The organism is Paenibacillus sp. FSL H7-0357, from assembly GCF_000758525.1.
GTDB lineage: Bacteria > Bacillota > Bacilli > Paenibacillales > Paenibacillaceae > Paenibacillus_AQ.
The window spans coordinates 6849411-6868985 of record NZ_CP009241.1 but is presented as its reverse complement, the minus strand read 5'-3'; the positions used below and the strand labels follow the sequence as shown (position 1 = coordinate 6868985).

Annotated in this window: 16 protein-coding genes; 10 read left to right on the top strand and 6 right to left on the bottom strand. The window is 37.2% G+C overall.

From position 1 onward, the window contains the following. Positions 1–82: 82 nt before the first annotated feature. From glmM to H70357_RS30210, 3 genes are all read left to right on the top strand, one after another. A complete protein-coding gene (gene glmM, locus H70357_RS30230; RefSeq protein ID WP_038596948.1) occupies positions 83–1423 on the top strand; it encodes a phosphoglucosamine mutase in 1341 nt (446 codons plus the stop codon). Positions 1424–2055: 632 nt separating this feature from the next. Beyond that, positions 2056–3888: a glutamine--fructose-6-phosphate transaminase (isomerizing) gene (gene glmS, locus H70357_RS30225; RefSeq protein ID WP_038596945.1), complete on the top strand. Its 1833-nt coding sequence runs from the start codon at positions 2056–2058 to the stop codon at positions 3886–3888. Positions 3889–5873: 1985 nt separating this feature from the next. Beyond that, positions 5874–6209: an HIT domain-containing protein gene (locus H70357_RS30210; RefSeq protein ID WP_156130967.1), complete on the top strand. Its 336-nt coding sequence runs from the start codon at positions 5874–5876 to the stop codon at positions 6207–6209. 1224 nt (positions 6210–7433) lie between these two features. On the opposite strand, the gene H70357_RS30205 is transcribed toward H70357_RS30210, so the two are convergent. Both H70357_RS30205 and H70357_RS30200 read right to left on the bottom strand, forming a co-directional pair. Next, positions 7434–7970 carry a hypothetical protein gene (locus H70357_RS30205; RefSeq protein WP_052092337.1) on the bottom strand — a complete coding sequence of 179 codons (537 nt, stop codon included), beginning with the start codon at positions 7968–7970 and terminating at the stop codon, positions 7434–7436. A 182-nt stretch (positions 7971–8152) separates the two neighbouring features. Then, positions 8153–8458, bottom strand: a complete 306-nt coding sequence (locus H70357_RS30200) for a DUF3889 domain-containing protein (RefSeq protein ID WP_038596937.1) — start codon at positions 8456–8458, stop codon at positions 8153–8155. A gap of 743 nt (positions 8459–9201) precedes the next feature. On the opposite strand from H70357_RS30200, the gene H70357_RS30195 reads away from it, so the two are divergent. Beyond that, a complete protein-coding gene (locus H70357_RS30195; RefSeq protein ID WP_038596935.1) occupies positions 9202–9567 on the top strand; it encodes a hypothetical protein in 366 nt (121 codons plus the stop codon). Positions 9568–10036: 469 nt separating this feature from the next. On the opposite strand, the gene H70357_RS30190 is transcribed toward H70357_RS30195, so the two are convergent. Then, positions 10037–10351 (bottom strand): hypothetical protein, encoded by a 315-nt coding sequence (locus H70357_RS30190; protein WP_038596931.1) that lies wholly within the window; start codon positions 10349–10351, stop codon positions 10037–10039. Positions 10352–11697: 1346 nt separating this feature from the next. Here H70357_RS30190 and H70357_RS30185 point away from each other — a divergent pair. From H70357_RS30185 to H70357_RS30160, 6 genes are all read left to right on the top strand, one after another. After that, positions 11698–12201 carry a hypothetical protein gene (locus H70357_RS30185; RefSeq protein WP_038596927.1) on the top strand — a complete coding sequence of 168 codons (504 nt, stop codon included), beginning with the start codon at positions 11698–11700 and terminating at the stop codon, positions 12199–12201. Positions 12202–12205: 4 nt separating this feature from the next. After that, positions 12206–12571: a hypothetical protein gene (locus H70357_RS30180; RefSeq protein WP_052092336.1), complete on the top strand. Its 366-nt coding sequence runs from the start codon at positions 12206–12208 to the stop codon at positions 12569–12571. Positions 12572–13275: 704 nt separating this feature from the next. After that, positions 13276–14052 carry a hypothetical protein gene (locus H70357_RS30175; RefSeq protein WP_038596925.1) on the top strand — a complete coding sequence of 259 codons (777 nt, stop codon included), beginning with the start codon at positions 13276–13278 and terminating at the stop codon, positions 14050–14052. A gap of 33 nt (positions 14053–14085) precedes the next feature. Beyond that, positions 14086–14595: a hypothetical protein gene (locus tag H70357_RS30170; protein WP_038596923.1), complete on the top strand. Its 510-nt coding sequence runs from the start codon at positions 14086–14088 to the stop codon at positions 14593–14595. A 600-nt stretch (positions 14596–15195) separates the two neighbouring features. Beyond that, complete coding sequence (locus tag H70357_RS30165; RefSeq protein ID WP_038596921.1) at positions 15196–15396, top strand: hypothetical protein; 201 nt, start codon at positions 15196–15198, stop codon at positions 15394–15396. A 321-nt stretch (positions 15397–15717) separates the two neighbouring features. Continuing rightward, positions 15718–16284, top strand: coding sequence for a hypothetical protein (locus H70357_RS30160; RefSeq protein WP_156130966.1), 567 nt, complete (start codon positions 15718–15720; stop codon positions 16282–16284). A gap of 793 nt (positions 16285–17077) precedes the next feature. On the opposite strand, the gene H70357_RS30155 is transcribed toward H70357_RS30160, so the two are convergent. The 3 genes from H70357_RS30155 to H70357_RS30145 all read right to left on the bottom strand — a co-directional run bounded on the left by H70357_RS30155 (position 17078) and on the right by H70357_RS30145 (position 19536). After that, a complete protein-coding gene (locus H70357_RS30155) occupies positions 17078–18442 on the bottom strand; it encodes a PIN-like domain-containing protein (RefSeq protein ID WP_038596916.1) in 1365 nt (454 codons plus the stop codon). A 551-nt stretch (positions 18443–18993) separates the two neighbouring features. Beyond that, positions 18994–19203 carry a hypothetical protein gene (locus tag H70357_RS30150; RefSeq protein ID WP_038596914.1) on the bottom strand — a complete coding sequence of 70 codons (210 nt, stop codon included), beginning with the start codon at positions 19201–19203 and terminating at the stop codon, positions 18994–18996. Positions 19204–19236: 33 nt separating this feature from the next. Next, on the bottom strand, positions 19237–19536 hold the full coding sequence (locus tag H70357_RS30145) for a hypothetical protein (RefSeq protein WP_038596911.1): 300 nt from the start codon (positions 19534–19536) through the stop codon (positions 19237–19239). Positions 19537–19575: the final 39 nt, after the last annotated feature.

The following is a 19575-nucleotide window of genomic DNA, read 5'->3' as shown; positions in this document are numbered from 1 at the left end:
ATGTATTTTGGTACACGGAATAATTAAACTTTCATACAATAATTCATTAAGCTGAACCAGCGTAATCAAAGGAGAAATAAAGATGGGTAAGTATTTCGGAACAGATGGTGTACGCGGAGTTGCAAACCGGGAATTAACAGCAGAAATGGCCTACAGTATTGGCCGCTGCGGAGGGTATGTGCTTGCGGGTAACGTAGAGAAGCCTAAGGTAGTCATAGGGATGGATACACGGATTTCCGGTCCATTGCTGGAATCGGCGCTTGTAGCCGGCCTGTTGTCCATTGGGGCACATGTTATACGTCTGGGTGTAGTGAGTACACCTGCTGTTGCATATATTACAAGATTGCTTAAGGCCGATGCGGGCGTCATGATCTCTGCGTCACATAATCCGGTGGAGGATAATGGCATTAAATTTTTTGGCGGAGACGGCTTCAAGCTGACTGACGAGACGGAACTGCGGATTGAAGAACTGATGGATGCGGAGAAGGATGAGCTGCCCCGTCCTGTTGGATCTGGCTTAGGTACAGTTACGGTAGATAACGATGCTAAATATCTTTATCTGGAATATTTGAAGACAACCATTTCCCAAAGCTTCAAAGGAATCAAAGTGGTGCTTGATTGCGCACACGGTGCAGCGTATGAGCTGGCCCCGCGGCTATTCAGAGAGCTTGGCGCCGAGGTCATTGCCATTGGAGCAGAGCCTGACGGGCTGAACATTAATGATGGCTTCGGTTCCACCCACCCTGAAACTTTGCGTGAGGAAGTACTGCGCCAAGGTGCGGATTTAGGACTTGCCTTTGACGGCGATGCCGACCGCCTGATTGCCATCGACGAGAAGGGCGACGAGGTTGACGGTGACTTTATCCTTTGCATCTGTGGAGATGCCATGAACCGTGCAGGTAAGCTGAAGGATGGAACTATTGTCTCTACAGTAATGAGTAACATCGGTTTCTACAAAGCGACTGAGAAATTATCGCTGAATACAGCCAAGACGGCTGTCGGCGACCGTTACGTGATGGAAGAAATGCGCCGCGGAGGATACAACCTGGGCGGAGAGCAGTCCGGGCATGTCATTTTCCTCGACTATAATACAACCGGAGACGGCATTCTCACGGCGATTCAGCTGGTGGATACGATGAAGGTCTCAGGGAAGAAGCTGAGTGCGCTGAAATCAATGATGACCAAATATCCGCAGGTGCTTGTGAATGTACGTGTGCAGGATAAGACCAACTACCCTAACAATCCGGCAATTGAAGCGGCGATTAATGAGGTAGAAGGCAAGCTTGGCGATAATGGCCGTGTGCTGGTACGTCCTTCCGGAACCGAACCGCTGATCCGTGTAATGGCAGAAGGACCGGATAAGGCTGAACTGGATCTTTTTGTCGGTCAAATTGTTGATGTAGTACAGCGCGAATTGGTCTAATTTGTTATTTCTACTGGCAGCCGGTGGATGCAATCGACAGATTTATTCACCGGCTTCCTGATCAATATATCCAGTTTGTTGAAGCGTTCCAAAAGGTTTCACGAGTTATAGCATTGCCAAAGTGATGTAAGGTGCATATAATGATTAAGTGTCATTCCAGAAGGAAAGCGGGGATAGTAAGGTTACTGCAATAGCAAGCGCCAGAGCTTGATCTTGCGCGGGGGAGAAGGGAAAGCCTGCAAGATGCCAATCAGGGCAAGGCTTGAACGGATCACGGCAGATGTAAGCTGACGAGGTGGAGGCGTTCGAAATGTTCGGCGGGGACCTCCCGGTGATGCACCAGAGCCGTAAATGGAAGCGGAAAATGAGCGGGCGACCACTCTTACAACGCGACTATGGGTGCAAATTAGAAATGTTATTTCATGGGTATGTGCGATCTGGAAAGTAAACAGAGGTCTGCTGCGGCAGAGGAGAAGACTGTGCATTTCATGAACACCTAGCAGGTGACAGGTTTATTTTGTTGGACTTATGACTACAACAGAATATTTGCTTTTTCTCAAGTAACATGCCGCACGGCACGTTTCTTTCCTTATGCCGCCCACATTACGATAAAATGGACGGAGGAAAATATAATGTGTGGTATTGTAGGATATATTGGTAATCAGAATTCGCAGGGGATCTTGGTTGAAGGATTGAAGAAGCTGGAGTACCGTGGTTATGATTCGGCAGGTATTGCCGTATTTACCAAGGAAGGACTGCAGGTCGTGAAGGCTCAGGGCCGTATGGCAAACCTGGAGTCGAGACTTGAAACCACTCCGCTGACAGGAAGTGCCGGAATCGGGCACACCCGCTGGGCGACTCATGGTAAACCTTCTGATGAGAACTCCCATCCTCACACCGATGAAAGCCAGAAGTTCTCGGTAGTTCACAACGGGATTGTCGAAAACTACCTGGACCTTAAAGAAGAGTTGATTGCCGGCGGATGCCACTTCACTTCCGAAACAGATACAGAGGTTATTTCTCACCTGATCGCCCGTGAATATGAAGGAGATATCGTAAAAGCTGTTCAAAAAGCGATCACTTTCATGCGCGGTGCGTTTGCACTGGGTGTTCTGACTGAATATGAGCCGGATAAATTGGTAGCTGTGCGTCAAGCCAGCCCGCTGATTATCGGCCTTGGCGAAGGCGAAAACTTTATCGGGTCTGATATTCCAGCACTGCTGGAATACACCCGCAACGTATATATTTTGAACGACGGCGAAATGGCTGTATTGACACGGGATGCTGTCGAACTGATGACGATTGAAGGCAACTTTATTTCTCGGGAAATGATTACTGTCGATTGGGATGCAGTTACCGCAGAAAAAGGCGGGTATGAGCATTTCATGCTGAAAGAAATTCACGAGCAGCCTAAGGCTTACCGCGACACTATGCGCGGCCGCATGAATGCCGAAGGCAACAAGGTTATTCTGCCGGAGCTAAACTTGACCGTTGAGCAAATCAAGAATATCCGCAACATCCAGATCGTGGCTTGCGGTACAGCCTACAATGCGGGTCTGGTTGGACGCAGCCTGATTGAATCCCTGGTGCGTATCCCGGTAGAGAATGATATCGCATCGGAATACCGTTACCGTTCACCAATCGTAACACCGGAAACACTGGTCATCGTAGTCAGCCAATCCGGTGAGACTGCTGATACACTGGCTGCTTTGCGTGAAGGTCAAGCAAACGGTGCGCATGTACTGGCAATCACCAACGTAGTGGGCAGCTCCATCGCCCGTGAAGCCAATGACGTGCTTGTGACACTGGCTGGACCGGAAATCGCTGTAGCGTCCACTAAGGCATATACTTCGCAGATTATCGCGTTCACTTTGCTTGGTCTGTATCTGGCTGAAGTACGCGAAACACAAAGCGAAGCACAGGTTGCCGAGATTCTCGCCGCTATGCAGTCACTGCCTGAGCAAGTGGAAGAAATTCTGGCACAGAAAGAAGCAATTAAAACCTATGCTGAGCAAATCTCCGAGCACAAACACCTGTTCTTCATCGGCCGCGGTGTAGACTATGCGGTAGCTCAGGAAGGCTCGCTGAAGCTGAAAGAAATCTCCTACATTCACTCCGAAGCTTATGCTGCGGGTGAACTGAAGCATGGTACCCTGGCACTGATCGAAGAAGGCGTTCCAGTCATTGCCTTGGCCACCCAGGAATCCGTTCTGGAGAAAACAGTCAGCAACATCAAAGAAGTGAAAGCCCGCGGCGCAGACGTGCTGGCAATCACTCATGAAGAGCATGTAACCGACCTGCTGAGATCGGTAGATCAGGCATTCGTGATTCCTAAGACCCTGCCGCTGCTGACATCTGCTTTGTCCGTAGTAACGCTGCAATTGCTGGCTTACTATGCTTCGCTGGCCCTGGGCCACGATGTGGATAAACCACGTAACCTGGCGAAGAGCGTTACGGTGGAGTAGTAGAGGTTTTGATACGAATTCTTTTGATTTCGTTAAATAGAAGTGGGAAGCGTTAAAGAAATATGGGAAGTGCTAAATAAAAGTGGGAAGTGTGAAAAAAATGCGGGAAGTATAGACGTTAGATTTCACTACAACCATGCATCTGACTAAAAAGTTCGCAAAGGGGCTCTCTATTTGTATAATGGAGAGTCCCTTTCTTATAAAAACGGGCTGACTAAATTAAATATAGTTGCCAATGAAAATCCTGAAAGGCAAATATAAATCATCCGAAACTATAAAATTAAAGTTGACAATGATAAAAGCAACGAATTTTGACTCTGATCTCGAACATCAAGAAAGGCTATGTAGGGAAGTCATGGAACTTAGAGGTAGGCCCATTGATTTGCTCCGTAGGCGACTATTTGTTCATGCATTAAGAATTTTTAAATTATGAGGGCTTAAACGCGAAACGGAGGCCATTAGAAATGGAGGGTATAGTATGACTAAACGAATCATCACAACCGACGCCGAACTAAAAAGTCTAATGTTAATGGGCACTCCTGTAGACATATGGATGGGGAATCATCAATGTGAGAAAAATTTAATGATAAGCAGTTACAACTCATCGGTGATTCGAAGTAACGATAGTTATTATTTGCGTACGAACGTACAAATTTTTCGGAAGGATATTCTTCAATAAGAAAAAAAAAGCGGCGAGCAAGATTTTATTACCAATGTCTGATCGCGATTGTTACAAAAATCCTTCGTTAAGTAATGATGACCATTTATCTAAGATGCAGTTCAACGTACATTATCTAAAAAATGATTTTAATAACACAAAAGGAGAGGCCTTTTATTAGCCTCTCCTTTTGTATGGTGATTTTAATAAAAGAATATGGTATCAATTAACGATTTGGAAAAAATGATTAACGATAGTGCGCCGAATATATCAAAACCTCTCCTTAGTATTCTTTTTTACTCACTTAGTTATTGATTTCTTACACTTGGAACAAGTGGGACACGTTTTACTTGTCTAAATGCAATAATGTTGAAAAAGTGCAATGTTATTCGGCGCGTCTGTAGACATATGGATGGGAGATCATCTGTGTGAGGAAAATCAAATGATAAGCAGCTACAGCTCATCGGCGATTCAAAGTAATGACAATTATTATTTGCGTTCGAACGTACAGATCGACCGAAAAGATGATCTTTATTAAGCTTAGTTGGGTTTGTTTATCAAAAGAAGAAGCGGTGACCATGAACTTCCTGCTTAAGTCTTGGTCCCCGTTGTTTCCATTAAACTAATGTTCTCCATTAGAATAAGCACGCTTTCTCTTATTACACAATATCTTCGTACTGCGCAACAACCAAAAATTAAAATTTAGTGGAGGCAAGTACATTAATTAGATAAAATAGTATTGAGGTGATTTTTATTTTAGAAAAATACATGGGTTTGTTTATATTTCTAGCAATTGTATTTTTAGTAATAGTTTTTAATAAATTTTTAATATGGTGGATAAAGGCGACCCTAGTGGCTTATTATTCTGTTATTTCCTATTTCTTTATCATAACCAGAAACAAAATTGATAGAGATTACAAGAATATTCATCCTGTACCAGATGCATATTGGGATATAAATACATATTGGTTTAATATTATTCAATCTTTATATTTTTTTCCAACCGCAATAATTCTTCTTTTTATCTATTACAAGTGGTTTACAGGCATTAGAAGTGAGCAGGCTAAATTTTGGGTTGTGTTAAGTTTAATTCCAGTTGCCATTATTATTTTGTTCTTTGCTTTTATATTTTCATTTTCATACGGGTACAGATCATAAGGTTTGTACCTTTTTTTATTGCATAGTTTGCGTCTTATTGGACTTCACTCTTCGTACTGCGCAACAGTTCACTATGACTCTCGATGAAAAAGCTTCATTCAGTTAACTGGCAGGATAATGATTAAATATAACGAATTCCATAATAAAGAAAACAATATTTGGAGGGATCATATTGATTGAAGATTTTTATTGCGATGAGGTATTAAGTGGTCGTACTGATGTACAGAAAGTCTTTGAGACTGATAACGTCCTTGCTTATCATCACACACGCCCTTTTTATCCCGTTCACATTGTTACGATTCCGAAGAAGCACGTCTCGTCACTTCTAACACTGGAACAAAGCGACAACGATCTCTTAATTGAGTTGATGGACGTTGTAAAAATGGTGGCATCCCAAGTGCAGTCTGAGTATGGTGCTTGCAGGGTGCTGACTAATTTGGGGGAGTACCAAGACTCAAAACATCTTCATTTTCATATATTCTATGGCGAACCATTAAACAAATGATGTTATTTCTCTCGCTGAATAAACGGGAAACATAGTTTAAAATAACAGCGGCAGTCCATCCTTATTCTTTAGTTCAGGGCTGCCGCGATATGCAGAGTTTTCTCACCGTTCTATCCCTTCCTTACTGCACAGTATGCGTCAAATGCGAGATAAAACTCCACTTATCTTGTTCAACTAACCTGCACGTTAGCTTAATGTAGCACTGCCAGTCTAATACTTTATTTTATATAATGTGTATCTAAGTGACCCTTTGACTTTAGTGAAAGTTTTTCAGCATAAGCTCAACAAAAAAAGGGGCTGAGCCCCTTTTTTACAGATAATCAAGAATAAACCTTCTGATGACAGCTATGAGAACACCGATAATAAGACGGGTAGTGAACTTAACCCAATAAATAGGTTTACTAGCCATATATTTGAAAGTTCTATAAAACTTTTTCATGTGTTTTCCTCCAAGAGTTTATTGGAGTGGCAACTGGAGGAAACAAGAACCATTTCTAGAATCAGCAAATATTTATGTTCTTATAGGATATAGGTTCACAAGATAATTCAAGAGTTATAATTACATTCACAAGTAGTGATTCTAATGGTATACGTAGATTCTAAAGGTATAGGTAGTTTCTGAAGTATAAGTAGTTTCTGAAGTATAAGTAGTTTCTGAAGTATAAGTAGTTTCTGAAGTATAAGTAGTTTCTGAAGTATAAGTAGTTTCTGAAGTATAAGTAGTTTCTGAAGTATAAGTAGTTTCTGAAGTATAAGTAATTTCTGAAGGTATAGGGAATTTCTGGAGTATAAGTAATTTATAAAGTATAGGTAGTTTCTGAAGGTATAAGTAATTTCTAAAGTATAGGTAGTTTCTGAAGGTATAAGTAATTTCTGAAGGTATAAGTAGTTTCTGAAGGTATAGGTAGTTTCTAAAGGTATAAGTAGTTTCTGAAGGTATAAGTAGTTTCTGAAGTATAAGTAGTTTCTGAAGGTATAAGTAGTTTCTGAAGTATAAGTAGTCTCTAAAGGTTTGTAGGATTAAATGCTGTTCTCAGTCAAGTTCTTGATTGCGCTCTAGAAATTTACCACTCCAGTAGAATTATAATCGAATCAGGAATAATTAACAAGGAAGAACTTGGCTGTAAACTAGTTAGATTTTTTCCGAAAACTTGAATGTAGTAAACAAAGGAAGCGGTCCTGATGACTGCCTGCCTTCGTTTTAGGTTAAGCTAGCGTTACCCGTTAGTTCAATTCAATCATCGATTTCGCCAATAAAACCATCTGCTTCCTAGACAATCGAAAGCTATCCATCTCAATGTAAGTACCATCTTGCAACCACCGCAAACATCCCCCTAGTGTTCCATGATCAAATCTAGCTTCAATTCCGTTCAATTTAACAATTTCACCACTCGTATTAAATTTAAAATTCTCTTCTATAACTCTGGTCTCACTTGTTTTACTACGAACATCGATTATTGTTTCAGATCGCTTGCTTTTGTATTCTATTGCTTTATGCTGTTCTATCCCAAACATATACGTTCTTCCCGATTTATCGAAGTAATGGAGTCTAACCTTCGTAATTAGTCGGTCAGTATCAAGAGGATACGGTTCCTTGATTTCAAGCTTCCAACTCGTTAAGGAGTAATATGGGGTAAACAGCTTAAAATCCGTTGCACTTTTTAATTGATCCAATCTAATATTTGCAAAAGCTATTATAGGATTTAACAACGATATTGTTGTTAAGAACAAAATTAAGACCAGCTTTTTCAGAACCACCATTAACACCCCCGAATGCGTTTATTCGTGTAGGGTTGCCCAAGAATGGTGTCTTTATCATCGGAGGATTTGTTTAGCAATTTTGTCCGTTAGCACAACGAAGCTGCCGATTCATGTCGGCAGCTTCGTTGTGGTGTTATTGAGCTATAGTGTCCCGTTAACGAAAATAGAGAGATTTATTAATTCTAACGATTAGTTTCAGAAAACTGAATCGATTGGATTGTATCAGTTGATGGGTCAAATTGGATTGATACAAAGACCCCAAACTCGTTACCTGCTTTGTTTCTAATCCATAGTTTGAATTTCTCTTCAGACTTTTTTGGTGCTAGTTCAGTACGACCGATGTGCTTATAATCAATTATGTCTGCGTTGTATCGTTTTTGTGTTTCCTCTACTGCAATTTTACCCCATTTTGCATATTCAGGCGCAGCCTCTACTGAAATAGTTGAAAAGATAAGTATAGCCAATAACGATATCAGTAATTTTTTCATAATAACCGCCCATCTGGAGAAGTTTCCAGTAATATCTCCCACTTTATCCAAATGTATTCTTAAACAAACCTGCCCGTTAGCGGAATAGTCTGCTGTTTTTTTCGGCAGTCTATTGTCATAGCTCTATAGTTCTTTCAATACCTTACTCACGGACATTGGTTATCCCTATCATAACTGCTCAATCGAGCCATTTACTTATCCCTGAAAGTGAAAAAGTTAAGCTTGATGGTACATGTATCATTTGTAATTCTACTCCTTTTTATATAATTTCTATTGAATAAACATTATTCACATTTTGCTTGATAAAACCGTTCTTTTTAAAGAAGTTTTCAGAAAATGAATTCTCCGCGACTGCCGATATACGTCCAATACCAATAACTTTAGAAAAGTTTATAAATTCATTAAGAACCGTAGAGCCAAGACCCTGCCTAGATGGAGTGATCCTAATAATAGAAATGAATAGAGTAGGCACAGTTAGCGTTGTATAAGAAGCATAATGCAGCTTATTAGTAGCTTCATGTAGCCAAATGTCTATCTCAATTGAACCACCGTAATAAAATATATATTGGTGTGCAGAATCATAGACATTAATTTTTTATCTCCAAATTATTGTCTAGAATTTTACTTAAATTTTGTTTGACATTATTGATATGCACCTCTAAACCAGGGTTTAATATCATATTAGAATCCTCCCAAAGGAAAAAAATGTTATATAACTAATATCATAAAGGGAGGTGTTGTTTGTGTATGTGCTTAATTATACATTGCCATTTGAGGTAGTGAAAAACTGTGAAATGATTGAATTGATAGCAAAAGTTGAAGTGTCGGCCGATATTGATGAGTTCCCCATTATAATCTATAAGGTGGAAATTAAAAGTAGAGAGGAAACTCTACTTGAGATTCCAATAATCAGTTATGGAGATTCTTGTACTGTTACGGAAAAGGAAAGAAGTGAGAGAAAAGTTCATTTGCAATTTGCTATGGGGGTAGGGAATTATATTCAAAATCAAATTAATTTGTGGCCTTCAGGACCAACAATAATCAAAAAGGTGAAAAGTGATATTGATTCAATAAATATTCATTTAGAAGACGATTGGTTCGTTGAATAGAAGCTTTTGAAGAAGATAAGTGCAGTTCGTTTGAATGGAGGTTGCTTGATTTGTGCAATTCTTTGTGTGACTGATGTCATGAGAGGCACTCCTTAGTCCACTTTTTCAATTTTCCACTCTATAACAAGCTTATATTAACACATATTGGAAGTATCCTGCCCGTTAACTTAATGAAGCTACCGCTAGTCTAATACTTTATTTTCTTTTGAAACTTTTATCGTTAAAAAAATGAACCATGATTGCCTTTTGCATGAAACACTCGCCCTCCTAGAAAGCGTGATGAATATTTTCAACTGCCACTTCTATTTTATTCTTGTTCATTATTTCTATATGTAAATCAAGTGCAATGCTATTCATTAATGTCTAGAGGATGGACCACATTATGATCCATTATTATATTGTCTAAGGTAAGGTCACTATTAAGTAGACAAGCCCTTGCTTCTATGCAGGGGCTTGTCTAACTGTAAAACTAAAAGCCTAATTTTTTATATACCACTTCAGCAAGAGCAGCCTGGGACATTTCATGAAAAGTCGTAAATTTCGTCGTAGAACGAACATAGCTCTCTAATTCTTCCTGAGGTAGTGCCTCGAAATCTTCTTTCTTTTTAACACCAACGCCTTCTAGAAAGGCAGAAATATTTTCAGACGGGGTATGTTTCTGAATAAAGGAATCTGGGAAGAGCTCCTCAAAGGACATTTGATTTTGAACACCAAGTTCCTGAGCACCTTTACTTATTTCTTTCAATCTGCTGTTTAATTCTTTAAAGCCAGTTATTTTCACCATCTGGATCACACCTTTACAATTATTTTTGTATGATAAACCTTATGTGTAGAAGCTATGGTTATTTTCGAAAAGAAGAGTATGGATATATGATAAAGAACCACTCTTGGAGATAAGGCGTATGTGATTCGAGAGGGAATTAACTCGACAGTAAAAGACCGAGAATTAATTAGTTGGTGTTACCTGGGAGTTAAGAGTTCTCCTTCAGATGTACCCGCATCTGAAGGAGGAGAAATGTAGGTTATGATGCTTACTTTATTCTTTTGATTAATTTATCAAATTGCTTGTTTACTTCACGTGAGATTTCGCGTTCAAACCTTTTTAGATCATTTTTGGTTTGTGACTTCAATCCGTCGACTCTAATTTTGAATGTTTTGCTCATAGAATCACTCCTTGATTTGGCATTTAACATTATTTGGATTGGGAGAGGACGCTGGCAGCTAAAGACTTGGTTAATTTACTTGTTTGTTTGGTTTGTAGAGCTTTCGAAGCGACAGTCGACATCTTAGGACTTGAAGTTTTTTGAGAACTAGGTTTTGCCATTATGGACACCTCCATTTCTGTATATTGTGCTTGTGAATAAAGAATAACCCAATATATTGTGTTTGTAAACATGTTTTTCTATTAACAGCTTGTCCACAGAATATTAACGGAAAGTACACATGTTCCCATGGATTTATCCGCAAAATGGGGATAGATGAAATATGGAAACAATAATTGACTAACGAACATATGATTCATTTTGGAAATATAAAAATGAATTTTTTTTCGGTTTTTAGACTGAGAATGAGGTATACATAAATGTTTTTAATGGGGGAAGTAGAAGTGCTTATACGCGAGGAGAGCTTATTAAAATAAGGGGATAGTATGACTAAACGAATCATCACAACCGACGTCGAATCGATGCCCCTGTAGACATATGGATGAGGACTCATCTGTGAGAAAAACCAAAAGATAAGCAGCTACAGCTTATCGGCGATTCAAAATAACGATAGTTATTATTTGCGTCCGAACGTACAAATTGTTCGGAAGGTCGTTCTTCAATAACAATAGTCAGATTGCTCCTGACATGTGAAAATGTTGATTGTGAATTTTTAGATTGGCATAGTTACAATTGAGGTATTTGATTATTAGGAGCTGGAAGAATACACGAAGGTTGTTGTATTAGAGAAGAACTTTAAAAGGCAATTCAAGTTTAGGAAATGGATTTAGTGTATAGGTAGTTTTAACAGTTAAGTGGATCATGTTCCACTGTATATTTTTTGAATGACAAAAGGATAATAATGTATTAAATGCAATTGTTGTAAATGAAATGCATATGCTATACTGGGGGTGTAGAGGTGATTTACATGATGACAAATGAAGAAAAGCAAAATGTAATTGAAAATGTGGTTCATGAATTACGTCCAGATACAGCAAAAGAGTTGGCTAAGATCATTAGTAATTTTTTATTAGCCATGCCTAGAATAAACATATCCGTAATAAGTCAGGAAGAACTGCTGGGAATTGGAGAGTATTTATTAAAATTAGCTAGTTATACACCTGACTCCACGTTAAAAGACATTAACTTGGAGAATCCTATAGAAATTGTGCGATTCTTAGAAAACCATGAATATCTAAATGATTTAATAACTGATATAAATGCAGAGGCGAGAAAATATTTCGGCGATACATCATACAAACTGGAACTTCGTGAGGACTATGAAACTGGAGAAGAACAGTTGTTTTTTTTGATTTATTCAAGCCGAGCGATTGAAGAGGACATGATAATATTACATGAATTTGTAAGAAACTATTGGCTTTACAAAAAAGAAGCTGCCCAAGGTAAAATAATAATCGATTTGGAGCTATGATAAAATGTCATTTGACTGGTTGAGATATTTGAGGTTAGCCGAGAAATTGATTGAAGAATCAGGGGAAGAAAATAAAAGGGCAGCAGTCAGCCGTGCATATTATAGTGTTTATAAAAAAGCATCAATATATTTAGAAGACAAAAGTATGTCACCTGATACGAGAAGTGCAAAAGATACACATGGTTCAATATGGAAAGCATTTGAGATATTGGGTCATGGAGGGCGTGAAATTGCGGATATGGGTGATCGTTTAAAAAGAAAAAGAGTCGAAGCTGATTATAGAGATACATTGAAGCAAATTGATAAGTGGTCAAAGAGTGCTTTGATAGATGCTCAGACTATAGAAAAAAAACTGAAAGAAATGCCATAGGGCAATTTAAATACACAAAGTTCTTATTGCACCCAAAATAGGGTGCTTTTATTTTGATTTAGAAACGGAGCTAAATCTTAATTGTTTATGACTAACCTATTCATTACAACAGACGTCGAATTAAAAAACGCAATGTTAATAGGTGTTCTGTAAACATATGGTCAGGAAATCATATGTGTGAGAAAAATCAAATGATACATAGTTCTAGCTCATCATCAGTGATTCAAAGTAACGATAGTTATTATTGCGTCCGAACGTAAAATTTGTTCGTAAGGATATTCTTCATTATAAAGTATTGTGCACCAAGAAATAGGTAATAACGTACTATTAATATGCCTTCTTTATTAATGTAACTCCAATAGTCAACTCGCTTCACAGCGCAAAAGCGGTCTAGGATTATATCGCCTCTTGATAAGCTGGTTAATCACAACGTTTAAATTTTGCATCCCCTATAGTTCCGCGATACTAATGGTAGCAATTCATCAAAATGCGTAGTGCGATTATCGAAGTCATGAGGGCTGAGCGCCTCATGTATAATCAGACCTGGATTTCCATTACAATTATCCGATGTTTCAGCTAAAGTATTATTGTATTCACAATCTTCAACAGGTTTTTAACCAATATGAAATTTCTACTTGTTTAGATAATGATATTGTTTATACTTGAAGACATAGAAAAAATGATGAAATAATAAGGGGGGAATTATGTTTTCAAATTTTACGTTTATTAAAAATGCATACCCGTCATTGTATGAGTTGGGTTATTTAGCTGAACATAATATTTTTAACGATGCAGACACTAGTTTATATAAATTACGGAAGCTAGGGGAAGAAATCGTTAATATAATTTTTGAATACTTAAACTTGCAAAAATCAGATAGCCTTTTTCTGAATTTAAGTCTACTTGAGAGGGGAGGGTATCTCGACAATGAAGTGTTAACACTTCTTCATTCTATTAGAATACGAGGAAACAAAACTATTCATAATAGTAATAGTAATAATAATAGTAATTCTGTTGATCTTGCTAAACAAAGCTTATACGAAGCTTTTCAGGTATCTACATATTTTTACAAGAAATTTGTTGACCGAGTTTTTCAAATCCCTACTTTTCGAGAACCTAATTATGCTCAATCAATTGATAGTTCACTTGGAAATCAAAATCTTACTTCATACGAGTTTGAAAAAGATAAAATTTTTTTTGATTCATTTATGAGTTATATAGAAGAAATCATTTATAAATGTATTATCGATAAAAAATTAAATGGTTTTGGAAGTGTTAAGGAACTTGAAAATATGTCCTTTCAGGAATTTTATGGATTTTTTTCAGGGGCTTTAGAAAATATAGCGGGGTTAGGCAATCAATATGTTGAGGGCTTACTTTATTTAAGGAAAATATGTAAAGAGCAACTTCATTCAAATGATCCACAATTTATCAACCGTGAGTTAGCTACAATGTTGTACAGTAGGTCCCTTTGGGGTTGAACACTAATAAAAAAATAAAAGGATGGAAGTAAAATGGATGAAATTTTTGATTATTTAAAAAGAGCGATACCGAACATTCAACAACAAAATCTTAGACTTGAAGATTGCAAATCAATTCTTGATTTTTTAAGAGTTATATCAACTGATGAAATTCGTGTTGAATCCGCAGAAATAAATGTGGCGTACATAAAAATTTGGAATATGTTCTTAAACATGTTTTGGAATAGAATTGAAAAGGGAGAATATTCACAAGAAACTCTATATGAAGTATTAGCGAATGTTAGGGCTCACTTTTTTCACTTATTAGATTCCCCTGGTTTTCGAGGGGATATTAATGTGGTTCGTAAAAACATCGCAGCAAAGGGATACTCGGAGGTTCACCTTGATGAAAATATGACGAGTAAACTAATTAGTACCAGTATTATCATGTTGGCTGCATTTACAATTGGGACTAGATCAGGCGAGCAGGGAGAGAAACTAGATCTCTTTTTAACTGAAAACTTTTATAAAAGATATCGCGAAGTAAGGAAATTCATACTATAGCTCTATACCGAAAATTGAGTGTTTTAAAGTACCTTTTGAAAGAACAAGCACTTGGTGGCTACCAAGTGCTTGTTTGCTTTGTAGAGCCTTTTTCTCTCATAACATAAGGTCTTTGAAGGTGGGCAAGCCGAGGGCGTATGCGCGAACTGAAGTCCGTTAGAAATGCAATAAAGATATGACAAAACGGTTTTGGGTATGTGATGAATCAACTAAATAAAGTAGGCTATGAAACGATCAAAAAGCGAATGCAGAGTTTTCAATCATCACAATTGACGCCGAACTAAAGTGTAATGTTAATGCACCCCTGTATATATGGATAGGGAATTATCTATGTGAGAAAAATCGAATGATATATAGCTATAGCTCAACAGCGATTCAAAGAATCAACAGATATTATTTACGTACAAACTTACAAATTTTTAAAAAGGATATTCTTCAATATAACAGTGTTGCTGTGCTAATTATAAAACAGCGGCGAAAAGCCATTGGCCACGCGGTAATATCCCAATGATAATATTTTCTAGTAATTATATTGGAAGAAGTTTAAAATGCTATATAGAAATATAATGAAGGAAAATTAGGGACGAAGGAGAAAAATTAGTGAAGGATACCAACATACTAAAAGTAGCTCGCTCATTCTTAAGTTCTAAAATTGATGATATTTATGATTTTTTGGGGATAATAATAATTCCTTCAGCAGCCATATCAGTAAGTTTATTTACTGAATTCTTCAAAAAAGAACTTTCAATATCAAGAGCCACTATCACACTAATTATGTTTTTGTTCGTAGTAATCATTTAATTTTTTATATTTAGTAACAGGAAAATAAAAACTAAATTAGAGAACGAACATAGCTATGCACTTAAATTAAAAGATAATGAAATATCAAATTTATCAAGAAAAAATGATCAACTAGAGTATGATTTAAGGGATCAAACAAAAGGATTATGGAAAGAGTTTGGTCATATCAATAAATTTAAAAAGATGGAGTATTTATTTGACCTGTTAAAACAATTTGCTGAGCTACATCCTTCCATCGTAGGAATACAGTTTTATAGTTATTACTTACAAAGAGATGCGGATAATACAAGTATTAAATTGAATCATGAGCTAAGCTATATCATGGAAAATAAAAATATGAATGCATTACAGCAACAATATTATAATATGCCCTCTGAATTACATAAAAAATTTTTAGATGGGTCTTACCAATATAGAGGTACAGCAGAGGATAATGACAAAAAATTAATAGATCTGTATTTTGAAATTGGTGAAGGTTTAGAAGAAATAAAAGAACCCAAAGATATTAGAAGCAATCATATAATTAATTTTGGACTGCAAATATTAATTCTGGATATGCTGGGTGAGAAGGATACTGAAAATAAGCAGAAGGTAGCATTAGTCGAAAATGATGAACTTGAAACTGAACTTTTTAAAAGCTCTAGAAGAACAGGGATTTTAAGAGGAATATTATATGATAAAATGTTCTACCAGTTTAGTTATTCAAAACAATCATTTACGGGCTTAGATAAAGTTGAAAGGATTTACTTGACAATAAAAATGAAGTCCATTATTGGAAAACAAGGCATAATGGTTATAACATTGGATGATCAAGGGAAGTATATTGACGTGACCCAATTAGGCGTGGATTTTGTTCAAATGTTGTTTGATCACGATCTTGATGCATAGTATAATCAAATAAAGGGAAGGGAGTGGTATATGTGCTTTCAATTACAGCGTTCAAAGAAGCTGAGAAGCTCAGTAGTATTGAAAAACTGCTAAAGCGAGGCGCGAAGACACGTAAGACGCCCTTGACTTCGATCGATCCGTACTACTCAAAAGCAATAAACATTGATAAAGAGGACATTATAAAAAGGTCTTATGGAAGAAAGTAGATATAGTATGGAAGGAATGACAAAAACGACTTAGCATTATGCTGAGTCGTTTTTGTCATTCCTGGACAAGAATTAGGCCCTTAAACCGTAGCTTATGATGACACTGCCGTAAGATTAATGTCGACATAACATCTCAAAAAAGAGGCGCAATTAAAAGGGATGCATGAATATAAATACTTTATTTGATTAAATTCATTTTGTCTAATAACAATATGACTAACCCCCATCTTAATAATGAGAATTTATACGCGAGAAATAGGCCACTAGAAATGGAGTGTCTGATATGACTAAACGAATTATCATAACAGAGACCGAATTGGTGCCTCTGTAGACATACGGATAGGAGATCATCTATGTAAAAAGAATCAAATGATAAGCAGCTACAACCCATTAGCGATTGAAAGTGCGTACGAAAGTACAGATTGTCGTAAGCAAGTTCTTCAATAAGGAAAGCGGAACTAATTTGTTGGAAAAGAGGCGAGTAAGACTTTATTATACAAGTCTTACTCGCCTCGTTGCTATGGATCTAATGTGGCCGCATAGCTTGGTAGCGAGGGCGGTTAAAATATACACAAAATGAACCCTCTTTAAAATGGTAAATGATCTTCCGTCTCAGTTTCTTTATCGTCTTCATAATATTGTCGGGAAACTGCTACTGCCTCAAAACCACCGATGTTTAAATCAATTGATTCTCTTGGAATGGTGTAATTATGATCCTCAAATGTTACCGCACATTTAATATTTATCCAACCCGTTATAATAATCTCTTGATTGTGATGATCGATATCATAATCAGAGAAGGCACTTTCCGATATTTGAACAATAATCTTTGCATTAAAATAACCTACGATAATGACTTTAGAATCTTCCTCATCTATATCGAAAGACTCTATGTCGATGTCATAATCCAGATATTCCAAAATTTCAACATCCGATAACGGATTATCCAAATAATCCTGTAAGTCACCACTATGAATGAGGTAGAGGGTAAGAGCCATTCGCTCATCCAAAATTACATCCCAGCCACCACTAAGTTCAATGCATTGAAGAGCAAATTCTTGCTGCTCCATTCGAAGTTTGATCCACCGTGAATCTGTATATCCATAAAGTTGATTTACATATTGAATAAACATTGATAAGTTCAACATAATAAATGAATTTTCACTATATTCCCCAAACTCATCAAGTAATTCTTTGCGTGGTTCAATTGGCTTTCTGTCGCTATCGAGAAGCCACCAGTCTTCCTTTGCGTCGTTAGTAATGAAAATGACGGATTTCTCTGATGACTCCGCATGATGAAGAGTTTGTTTCCAAATCAGCAGATCACCATATTTCTCCAGACTCGTTTCGTCATTTTTTCGTTTGCTGTTATCCTCATAACCAGGCGGAATCTTATGCTGATAACGAGTACTGCCTTCAGTGTATATATTAATTTTTTGCCGATACGTGAAAGGGGCACCGACTCTGTCGGATACTTCGATGTCCTCTAAAAATTCTGTTGTTTTGTCATTTTCCAGCATTAGCTTATTCTTTTGAATTTCAGCCTGAATTACCGTTTGATAGTTAGCTGCTTCTTCATCGACTTCGGATAATTTTGCTAGAATAAAAGCATTTAGTTCATTGATTTTAGGGTAATTATTGCCTTTATATTGGATGAACTGTTTTTCTAGAGAGTTTCGGGCATTTACAGTAGCTTGCTTTATTTGTTTGGTAACCTCGCTATACTTTTCTTCCGCTGTTTTTTTTACATGGCGGTAATTTTTCATATATTCTTCTTTAACCTGGGCGGGAATCCATACAGATCTTTCGACACCTCTTAGGATGGACAATATAGCTTCCTGATCAGAAGTTGACTTCCTATGTATTTCAAGAAAACAATTCGTATCTAAAATTACATCTGGGGAGTCTGTCCATATGTCTTCAAACTGTTCAAATGATACATCGATCGTCAAATTTTTTCTCCTCTATGTGTAATATTATTCCTACATTATTAAAAACATTAGAGATATTTGAGGATTTTAAGTTTAAGATTTTAGAAAAAATTACTAAAATACAAATTCAAATCTAATAATTACTATAATATGATGGTGGATGATCTGCCAAGTTAAATAAAATTACTCTTTGCATCACAAATGGATGTTTTATGGAGAAAAGTACTATATATTAGATCAGTATGAAAGTGGATGGATTCAGCATTAAGTTTGCAATGAAAAGACGACGGATTATTCCACTGATTTCGAACATCATGAACGGCCTTGTTTAGGAAGATATACAACTCGATAGGATGCCTACTGATTTACTCCGTAGGACGCCTCTTTACCACGAAAATCACATATTCTATATCCGTAATCACCTTCAAAATATTCATCCTCTTCAGATTCATGCATTGAAATTATCCCTCACTAAACGCCCGCCTAAATACCCTAAAAATAAAAAACTCCGATCTCTCGGAGTTAGACTAGCTGCTTCAAATTTATTAATAAATGTTCACATATGCCTTGCTTTATTTTCTAGCCCAAAAGAACTCTTTATGACCAGCTTCTCGTTTTCTATCCTCAATTTGCTTCTGAATAGCTCCTTCAGATGAGCGTTGCATCAGGTTTGCAAGCAATGGCGCGATTTTTTCCATCTCCTGCACGGTTTCCACTTTGGAAGCCACCCAATCCAAAATCGCCTTTTCCGTATCCGAATAAAGAAGTCCGTCTCTCATCATTTACATGTCTCCTCTTTATTATTTATTTTTCGTTTATACAAATACTAAATCTGTTACATCCAAGATTGTTGCTGGATTAGCTGTTTTATAGATTATTTTTTTCCCCTTTAGCTGGCTTGAGATTTCCTCAAGTTCAAAAGCAACTCGGTCAGGTCTTTGCTCATCTTTTTTGTAACTGATGATCTTGTAAACTTCAAGAATTTCACCTCGATACACCGCAGCGAGTTCTTCTTGATTGTATAAGCGATCAACATTCATTCTCCAGGCTCGGCGAACGCGCGCCTTCAAGGATTCTTTTGAATTTGGTACTTCATTTACTTTAATAATAATCATTAAATCACTTCACTTTTTTTATTTTCTTAGATCTTACTT